We start from the raw sequence: 9,415 nt of genomic DNA, 5'->3' as shown, positions 1-9,415 counted from the left end.
CACTTGCTCACTTAAAAACATAGCAAATAGCATGCCAACCGCTACTCCATCACCGTGAGTAATATTCCCATATCCTAACTCTTTTTCAAGAGCATGTCCTAACGTATGCCCAAAATTCAAATGGGCACGTACACCTTTTTCTGTTTCGTCTTGCGACACAATATTCGCTTTCACAGGAATCGCCTTCGTTAATATATGAATTAACTTTTCATCACGAAGATCCGTTAACGTTTGCACTTCTTCTTTTAACCAATGATATAGCTCTACATCACCAATAAGAGCATGCTTTATCACTTCTGCATAACCTGATCGCCACTCTTTTTCAGGAAGTGAATGTAAAAATGGCGTATGATATACAACAGCTTCTGGCTGATGAAACGCTCCAATCATATTTTTTCCTAGTGGATGGTTAATTGCTACTTTCCCGCCTACTGCGCTATCGTGAGCTAATAAAGTCGTTGGAACTTGGACAAAGCGAATACCACRCATAAATGACGCGGCAACAAATCCAGCCAAATCTCCAATCATTCCGCCTCCAAGTGCGATGATTAAAGAATTTCTATCTAATTTATTTTCAAGAGCCGAAGTGTGAGCCTCATAGAAATTTTCAAAAGACTTCTCTTTTTCGCCACTCGGTACAACAAACGAAAATACTTTTTGCTCTACTTGCAATGCATCAACAACTGTCTGTAAATGCAGTGATGCAACAGCTTCATCAGAAATGATCATTATGTTAGATACTGCAGGATTCATTTTTTGAATAAGCGTTGCTAAGTGTGACAACGCCTCCCTTCCAACATGTACATCATATTCTTTTGATTTCGTTTGAATATATATGTTCTCCATTAAAATCCCCTCGCATATTCATTATGTTTCTTAATATTTTCACGTATAAGATCGATACGATCTAATCCAAATTGTTCAATTAAAGCTGTTGCGAGCTCCCAAGCCACAACAGATTCAGCCACAACGCTAGCTGCTGGCACTGCACAACTATCTGAACGTTCAATACTCGCTGTAAAAGGTTCTTTCGTATCAATATCAACACTTTGAAGCGGTTTATATAATGTCGGTATCGGTTTCATAACACCGCGCACAACAACCGGCATACCAGTTGTCATGCCACCTTCTAATCCACCTGCATTGTTCGTTTTTCTTCTGTACCCTTGCACTTCATCCCAAAGGATTTCATCATGCACTTCACTTCCAGGTCTATGTGCTGCTTCAAAACCAATTCCAATTTCAACACCTTTAAAAGCGTTAATACTCATAATTGCCGCTGCTAATTTTGCATCTAATTTTCTATCATAATGTACATAGCTACCTACTCCAATTGGCATTCCTTCTACAACTACTTCAACAATACCACCGATAGAATCACCATTTGCCTTCGCATCATCAATTGCTTGCATCATCTTTTTACCGGCCTCTTCATCTAARCAAYGTACAGGAGATGCTTCTGTAGTACTTTGTAATTCCACAATAGAGTTATATTTAATATTTGCTGCCTGTACACCACCAATCTCGATAACATGTCCCGCTACTTGTATACCTAATTCCGCTAATATTTTTTTTGCAACTGCACCAGCTGCAACACGAACTGTCGTTTCACGTGCTGAAGAACGCTCTAATACATTCCTCATATCTCTATGACCATATTTAATCGCACCATTTAAATCWGCGTGTCCAGGTCTAGGTTTCGTAACTTGYCTTTTCATTTCTTTCTCTTCCTGCTCAGTTAACGGCTCTGCACCCATAACCTTTGTCCAATGTGTAAAATCACGATTTTCAACAACAAGTGCAATCGGTGACCCCATCGTCTTCCCATGCCTAACACCACTTACAATTTGTACTTGGTCTTTCTCAATTTGCATGCGTCTACCGCGTCCATATCCTTTTTGTCTTCTAGCTAATTCTTCATTTATATCATTCGCTACTAAAGATAACCCTGCCGGAACACCTTCTAAAATTGTCGTCAGTTGCGGACCGTGGGATTCACCAGCTGTAATATATCGCATACGTTATTCCTCTTTTCGCATATGTATTTATCCCGCTACATAAAGCAGCTATATTACCTTCCATCACTCTTTAAAATACAAAGAAATTATATAGTAAATCGAATGTTTGCTTTCCCTACTTGTAATTGTTCGATTATTTTCATAATATTAGACCTTTTACTTTACATACCAMTATATCATAACAGTCCTAACTTCGTAACTGATTGAAATAAAAAAAGTGCAAGAAGAATACCCCTATTCTTCTCGCACTTTTTACTATTATCACAGTTATTAAAGCGTTTACAAATTATTTCAAAATAATTAGTAAATCCATTGATTCATTAATTTTGAGTAGTCTACTAATTCTTCTTCCTTAAAGAAAATAGCAATCTCGCGTTCTGCACTTTCTAAAGAATCCGAACCGTGGATAATGTTTTTCGCAACAGTTACACCGAAATCTCCACGAATTGTTCCAGGAGCAGCTTCATGTGGTCGTGTTTTACCCATCATATTGCGTGCTGTATCTACTACACCTTCACCTTGCCATACCATTGCGAATACAGGACCAGATGTAATAAAGTCTACTAATTCACCAAAGAAAGGTCTTTCTTTATGCTCACCGTAGTGTTGTTCAGCAATTTCCGGAGTAACTTGCATTAATTTTGCACCAACTAATTGAAAGCCCTTTTTCTCAAAACGAGCTACAATTTCCCCAATGAAGGCACGTTGTACACCGTCTGGTTTTACCATTAGAAATGTTTTTTCCATAAAAAATCTCTCCACTTCTGAATTATGTATGTAATTGTATATCCCCACACACATATTAACACCCTTATCACAATTGCGCAATAGTTTTGAAATAGAGAGATTATTTTATTTTTTAGACAAAACACTAAAATTTTCGTTTTCCAATATACTTTGCGACATTTTGCAACGCATACTTCGCCTGTCCACGAGGGAGTGGCTTTATTATTTCTAATGCTTTATGTAAATAACGTTCACTAAACGAAAATGCTTTATCAATAGCTTCACTCGCTTTAATATCATCAATAATTTCTTTCATTTCACTTGCTGTTGTATTTTCATGAACAGATGTAATTTTTTGACGAAGAACTGGATCTTCCATGGCATACAAAACAGGTAATGTAATGTTACCTTGTAATAAATCACCACCAGCAGGCTTTCCAAGCTTCTCTTCTGTCGATACGAAATCTAAAATATCATCAATAATTTGATAAGACATACCAACAAAATATCCGTACCAAAATAGACGATTTACAGTATCACGATTAGCACCAGCAGCAATCGCTCCCAACTGACAACTTGCGGCGATTAACAATGCTGTTTTTCGTTTTATCCTTCTTAAATACGTTCTTAAATTTTGATCATAGTTATACTTATCTTTAATTTGTTCGATTTCACCTTTACAAACTTCTAAAATTGTATGGGACAACGCTTGATGTGCATCTGGAATTTCTATATTTGTTATACATTCAAGAGACTTCGCAAACAAGTAGTCTCCTGTATACATTGCAATACGATCTCCCCATTTCGCATTCACTGTTGCGCTACCGCGTCGTAAAAACGCAGCATCAATGACATCATCGTGAACAAGCGAAGCCATATGAATTAGTTCTAATGCAACCGCAACATGCTTAATTGCATCTAACTTATAATCCCCAAATTTCCCTGCAAGCAAAACAAAAACAGGGCGAATCCGCTTCCCACCTGCTTCAATAAGCTGTAATGCCGCTTCTTCTACTAACGGCTGCTCAGAAGCAACTGTCTTCTTCAATTCTTTTTCTATAACATTAATATCCGATCGTAAAAAAGAGTACATAAGTTGTAACTTCATATTGTTCACCTTAACCTAAAACGTCTTTTTTCTTTTTTCTTTTTTCTTTTTTCTTTTTTCTTTTTTCTTTTTTCTTTTTTCTTTTTTCTTTTTTCTTTTTTCTTTTTTCTTTTTTCTTTTTTCTTTTTTCTTTTTTCTTTTTTCTTTTTTCTATTTTCTATTTTGATTCTGGTTTAATACCTAAATGCATAGCTGCTACACCAAAAGTAAATGGTTTCACTTGTACATTCTTAAGCCCAGCTTCTTCAAACATACGTGCTAACTCTTTCATCCCTGGGAATGTACTAGCAGATTCCTGAAGCCATGAATATTCTTTATAACTTTTCGCAAACATCTTTCCAAATAACGGCATGATATATTTAAAGTATAAGACATATCCTTGACGAAAACCTATCATCGTTGGTTGAGATGTTTCCAGGCAAATTACTTTTCCACCAGGCTTTACTACACGCGTCATTTCTTTTAATACTTGCATGTAATCCGGAACGTTACGTAACCCAAAACCAATCGTTACATAATCAAACGTATTATCTTCATAAGGAAGTTCCATTGCATTTCCATGCATAAGTTCTACTTGCTTTAATTCTAAAGCTTCTACCTTTTGTTTACCGACAGCTAGCATATTTTCGCTAAAGTCTAAACCGTAAACCTTCCCATCTTCACCTACAGCTCCCGCTAGTGCAATTGTCCAATCTGCCGTCCCGCAGCATACATCAAGTGCCTTACTCCCAGGTTTCACATCCATAATTCGCATCGTTTCTTTGCGCCATGCCTTATGCCTTTGAAAACTAATTACAGAATTCATCACATCGTATTTATCAGAAATTTTCTCAAATACGTCATGTACTCTTTCTTCTTTTGATTGTTGCATGCTCGTACCTTCTTCCAATGTAAAGTTGCTTATGTCCTTGATTTATCTCTTAACATAGAAATTATCTCATTAACTTCTGTATGATTCTCTAAAATTTTTTCTTCCTGCTTTCTCATTTCCATAAGCCATTCATTAATAACTGTTTCCAAATTTTCATCATCATCCAATGAGATTTTTTGGACTGCTTGAAAAACAGGTGAATTTTGTTTATCAGCATACAATTGACACTCTTTTTGAAGACGATTTTTTCCTAACACATAAGTTATATATGGTTTCCAATTAGATAACTGAAAATGATCACATGTTTTTTGCAAAAGCGCAGATTCAATTATTACTACACTTTCCATTATGTCTTGAATCGYCACATGTGCTTTTTGATATAGCATAATTTTATGTTCATTAATCTCCTTAATTCCTTCAGCAAGTGCACGAATTAAGATAATATCACAATTCATTGACAATAAGTAATAGTATAGACCACTATAATAATCCCCTGCAAGAACTGTCAATTGACGACGCTTATGGAATCCACTCGTCTCTTCGTTTGCTTTATTTGATACTTTTTCATGTGTATCAAGAGCAATTTGTACAAGCATAATCGTTACGACATAATGATCAATTTGTTCTTTATGTATATTTGCACTTTTTAATGCACCGTATAACAGCGCTATTTTTTCTTCATCAATAAATGGTTCTTCAATATAGTTTATAAAATAAGGATGGCGTAATTTCTCCATCAATTTCTCTTTAATACCCGCATACCCTCCGTAGATGTCACACACAAAAAATCACCCTTGTTTTCTAATTCATAAAATTTATTATAACACATACATTCTATTTTCTATAATCAAAACTTGGCTACTTCTGCCAAACTTCCACCGAATAAAGCCTCAACTTTTATTCATACAAGTTATCTTCGTCTCTAACAACTACAAACATTCATTTACACAAAAGGCAGAAGTAATTTTCAACCTTTATATTCTTGCTCTTTAACATTAAAACTATATCATTTTTTTGTATATAAAAAAAAGAAAAGCAGTTTCCCGCTCTTCTTTAATTCGTCTTAATAAACGATAAAATTTCACTACGTGCTGCTGCATCATTTTCTAACACGCCGCGCACTGCAGTCGTTACTGTTTTTGCACCAGGCTTTTTCACACCACGCATCGTCATACACATATGCTCTGCTTCTACTACTACCATTACACCATGCGGCTCTAGTACTTCCATAATAGAGTTAGCTACTGTTGATGTAATACGTTCTTGTAGTTGCGGACGACGCGCAATTGTGTCTACAGTACGAGCTAATTTACTTAGTCCCGTTACTTTTCCACCTTGCGGAATATATGCAACGTGAGCAACTCCATAAAACGGAACAAGATGATGCTCACACATCGAATAGAATGGTATATCTTTTACTAGCACAAGCTCTTCGTGGTCTTCTCCGAATACTTTGTGTAAATGCTCTTTCGGATCCTCATGCATTCCTGAGAATACTTCTGCGTACATTTTCGCAACACGTTTCGGTGTATCAAGTACTCCCTCGCGATTTGGGTCATCTCCGATTGCCTCTAAAATAAGACGTACTGCATGTTCAATTTGTTCTAAATTAATTTTTGCCATCCGCTAGCCCTCCCGAAAAACCTAAAAGTGATACGAACACATTCTAGCATATTTATGTTTTTAAAAGCAAAAAGAAGAGTTTCCAAAAAGGAAACTCTTCTTCCCTGTTAATATGTAAGGATTATTTAACCGCATCTTTTAACGCTTTACCAGGTTTGAATGCAGGTACTTTACTTGCAGCGATTTCAATCTCCTCACCTGTTTGTGGGTTACGACCTTTACGAGCCGCACGCTCACGAACTTCGAAGTTACCGAATCCGATTAGTTGTACTTTATCACCTTGTTTTAAAGCTTCTAAGATAGAATCAAAAACAGCGTCCACTGCTTTTGTTGCGTCCTTTTTAGAAAGGGAACTTGCTTCTGCAACAGCATTGATTAAATCTGTCTTGTTCATGCCATTCACCTCCTCCCAAAGATAAGACTGTATAATGATCATAAAATGAGTCTTACTTTCATTTGTRGGCAATTTTTACAAATTCTATACTACAAAGATGTAGATAAATCATTATCAACGCCTATATTATACGATTCTCCTTTATAATTCAATATTTTTAAGGAAATTGTTACTCTAAAAATGTGAAATTCTGATGAAACTTGACAATTTACAACAAAATATTAGATAATGACTGTTTATTTTTCTATTACGTACTCAAAAAGAAAAAAATCCCTCTGCAATTAGAGGGATTTTTTTCTTATAATATAATCGCAATTAATCCGCCAGATCCTTCATTAATAATTCTTTCTAGCGTTTCTTTTAATTTATAACGAGCGTTTTCTGGCATTAGAGATAACTTCGCTTGAATTCCTTCTCTAACAATAGAGCTAAGAGAGCGCCCAAATATATCAGAATTCCAAATTGATAGCGGGTCATCTTCAAAATCTTGCATCAAGTAACGAACTAGTTCTTCACTTTGTTTTTCAGTACCGATAATTGGTTCAAATGTTGATTCTACATCCACTTTAATCATATGAATAGACGGCGCAACCGCTTTTAATTTAACACCGAACCTTGAGCCGTGACGAATAATTTCCGGTTCATCTAAGCTCATATCAGCTAATGCAGGCGCTGCTACTCCATATCCGGTTTGTTTTACCATCCGCAGGGCATCCGCCACTTGGTCATACTCTGTTTTCGCATGAGATAAATCGAGCATAAGCTTTAATAAATGATCTTTCCCTCGAATCTCTACTCCTACTACTTCTTTTAAAATTTGATCATACAATTCATCTGGCGCATATAAATCAATCTCTGCCACACCTTGCCCCATATCGATGCCAGCTAGACTTGCTCGATCAATAAATTCATATTGACTAAACTGCCAAACGACACGGTCCACATCACGAAGACGTTTTATATCCTTTACAGTCTCTTGAACCGCTTCCTGATAACTTYGGCGTAACCAATGCCCTTCATTTAACACCATTACCCAGCTCGGRAGGTTTACATTCACTTCTAAAACCGGGAACTCGAATAATGCTTCTCGAAGTACGTTATACACATCTGTTTCTCTTAAACTCTCTACACTCATCGCAATTACTGGGATATCATATTCTTCTGATAAACTTTGACGTAACTGCTCCGTATCTGGATGATATGGCTGTACAGTATTGATAATCATAATGAAAGGCTTTCCTACTTCTTTTAACTCATTTACAACGCGTTCCTCTGCCTCTATATAATCTCTTCTTGGAATTTCACCAATTGTTCCATCCGTTGTAATAACGACACCAATTGTTGAATGCTCTTGAATTACTTTACGTGTTCCGATTTCTGCAGCTTCATGGAATGGAATAGGCTCTTCATACCAAGGAGTATTAATCATGCGCGGACCATTCTCATCTTCATAACCTTTTGCTCCTGGAACCGTATAACCAACACAATCTACTAATCGAATATTCACTTCAAGACCTTCATCTACTTCGATAGAAACCGCTTGATTTGGAACAAACTTCGGTTCCGTCGTCATTATTGTACGACCAGCAGCACTTTGAGGCAGTTCATCCTGCGCTCTTTGACGGTCTGACTCATTTTCAATATTGGGAATAACAACAAGTTCCATAAATTTTTTAATAAATGTTGATTTCCCTGTTCGAACAGCTCCTACAACTCCAAAATAAATATCACCGCCTGTGCGTTCCGCAATATCTTTAAAAATATCTACCTTTTCCAAGTGATTCCCTCCCTCAATATTTTTGGGAATAATTCCACATTTATAGTCAACTAATACCTTCTCTAACGTTGCCTATAATATCTGATATAATATAATGGTATTCTAGAAGTTCGGACAATATATCATATAATTTTGTCCAATTTCATATGACTATTTAAAAATACCTTTGTTTGCATCGCAAGTTGTATAACATAAAAAACCTTTCTTCTAGAACTTATTCACTAAAAGAAAGGTTCATGACTTATGATTTTAAAAAAATTGGTTCTCCATTTTTTACTGTGTACGGCAAAGAATATGCAGGAACAAACGGGGAATCCTTCGATAGTATACCCCGGATATCTTCACCTTCTTTAAATTGCCCTTCATTTTTTTTCAACGCTTCATATAAGTCGATTCTATAATCAACAAACAATTCTCCTTTTTCATTGATTACAAGAGGAAGACCTTTTCCTGAGTACGGACTTGTCACTTGTGGTACATCTTTATATCCTAGTTTTTTGAAGTCTAATTCATAAACACCATCTGTAATCACTTTTTTAAAAGGTGGATATTGATGTTCATCACGATACATCCTTAGCTTCAATGCCACTTCTTGAATTTGTTCCGCCATTCTCACATCAATTAACTTTACTGTCGGATTTTTTTCAACATCTATTAATACATATTGATATACTCCACCACTTTCATACGCATTCCCTGGTGCCTCTTGTATGTATCTTGGAGCAATTTTTTGAAAATCAATTGGATACTTCTGATAAATCGGCGTACTCATATCACGCGTCTTAATTGGTAATAAACCATCCGTTTGCTCCTTATATGTATTAATGAAATCGGCGTACTCATATCACGCGTCTTAATTGGTAATAAACCATCCGTTTGCTCCTTATATGTATTAATG

General features: G+C 36.1%; 10 protein-coding genes. All 10 read right to left on the bottom strand.

Going from position 1 to position 9,415, the window contains the following annotated elements:
• A partial coding sequence (gene aroB, locus AC1DJR_RS09735) for a 3-dehydroquinate synthase (protein ID WP_477002494.1) occupies positions 1-846 on the bottom strand: 846 nt, incomplete at its 3' end.
• The gene (gene aroC, locus AC1DJR_RS09730) at positions 846-2,018 is read right to left on the bottom strand and encodes a chorismate synthase (protein WP_477002493.1); all 1,173 of its coding nucleotides are present in this window, start codon (positions 2,016-2,018) and stop codon (positions 846-848) included. The genes aroB and aroC, both read right to left, overlap by 1 nt.
• 300 nt (positions 2,019-2,318) lie before the next feature.
• Positions 2,319-2,765 carry a nucleoside-diphosphate kinase gene (gene ndk / locus AC1DJR_RS09725; protein ID WP_000415879.1) on the bottom strand — a complete coding sequence of 149 codons (447 nt, stop codon included), beginning with the start codon at positions 2,763-2,765 and terminating at the stop codon, positions 2,319-2,321.
• Between the two features lie 124 nt (positions 2,766-2,889).
• Positions 2,890-3,852: a heptaprenyl diphosphate synthase component II gene (gene hepT / locus AC1DJR_RS09720; RefSeq protein ID WP_002011823.1), complete on the bottom strand. Its 963-nt coding sequence runs from the start codon at positions 3,850-3,852 to the stop codon at positions 2,890-2,892.
• Between the two features lie 157 nt (positions 3,853-4,009).
• Entirely contained in the window at positions 4,010-4,723 is a 714-nt protein-coding gene (menG, locus tag AC1DJR_RS09715; protein ID WP_002086620.1) for a 2-heptaprenyl-1,4-naphthoquinone methyltransferase, read from the bottom strand.
• A gap of 29 nt (positions 4,724-4,752) precedes the next feature.
• Positions 4,753-5,505 carry a heptaprenyl diphosphate synthase component 1 gene (locus AC1DJR_RS09710; RefSeq protein WP_477002492.1) on the bottom strand — a complete coding sequence of 251 codons (753 nt, stop codon included), beginning with the start codon at positions 5,503-5,505 and terminating at the stop codon, positions 4,753-4,755.
• 271 nt (positions 5,506-5,776) lie between these two features.
• Complete coding sequence (folE, locus tag AC1DJR_RS09705; protein ID WP_429686644.1) at positions 5,777-6,346, bottom strand: GTP cyclohydrolase I FolE; 570 nt, start codon at positions 6,344-6,346, stop codon at positions 5,777-5,779.
• Between the two features lie 121 nt (positions 6,347-6,467).
• Complete coding sequence (locus tag AC1DJR_RS09700; protein ID WP_001043860.1) at positions 6,468-6,740, bottom strand: HU family DNA-binding protein; 273 nt, start codon at positions 6,738-6,740, stop codon at positions 6,468-6,470.
• Between the two features lie 298 nt (positions 6,741-7,038).
• Entirely contained in the window at positions 7,039-8,517 is a 1,479-nt protein-coding gene (spoIVA, locus tag AC1DJR_RS09695) for a stage IV sporulation protein A (protein ID WP_477002491.1), read from the bottom strand.
• Between the two features lie 241 nt (positions 8,518-8,758).
• Positions 8,759-9,343: a hypothetical protein gene (locus tag AC1DJR_RS09690; RefSeq protein ID WP_477002495.1), complete on the bottom strand. Its 585-nt coding sequence runs from the start codon at positions 9,341-9,343 to the stop codon at positions 8,759-8,761.
• Between the last annotated feature and the right edge of the window lie 72 nt (positions 9,344-9,415).

Source organism: Bacillus sp. 05T31, from assembly GCF_056396725.1.
Note: the sequence above shows the minus strand (reverse complement) of the source record. Positions and strands in the feature narration are given on the sequence as shown.

Excerpts from the sequence above, each read along its gene's own strand:
- ndk (WP_000415879.1), bottom strand. The coding sequence starts at position 2,765 with ATGGAAAAAACATTTCTAATGGTAAAACCAGACGGTGTACAACGTGCC.
- hepT (WP_002011823.1), bottom strand. The coding sequence starts at position 3,852 with ATGAAGTTACAACTTATGTACTCTTTTTTACGATCGGATATTAATGTT.
- menG (WP_002086620.1), bottom strand. The coding sequence starts at position 4,723 with ATGCAACAATCAAAAGAAGAAAGAGTACATGACGTATTTGAGAAAATT.
- folE (WP_429686644.1), bottom strand. The coding sequence starts at position 6,346 with ATGGCAAAAATTAATTTAGAACAAATTGAACATGCAGTACGTCTTATT.
- AC1DJR_RS09700 (WP_001043860.1), bottom strand. The coding sequence starts at position 6,740 with ATGAACAAGACAGATTTAATCAATGCTGTTGCAGAAGCAAGTTCCCTT.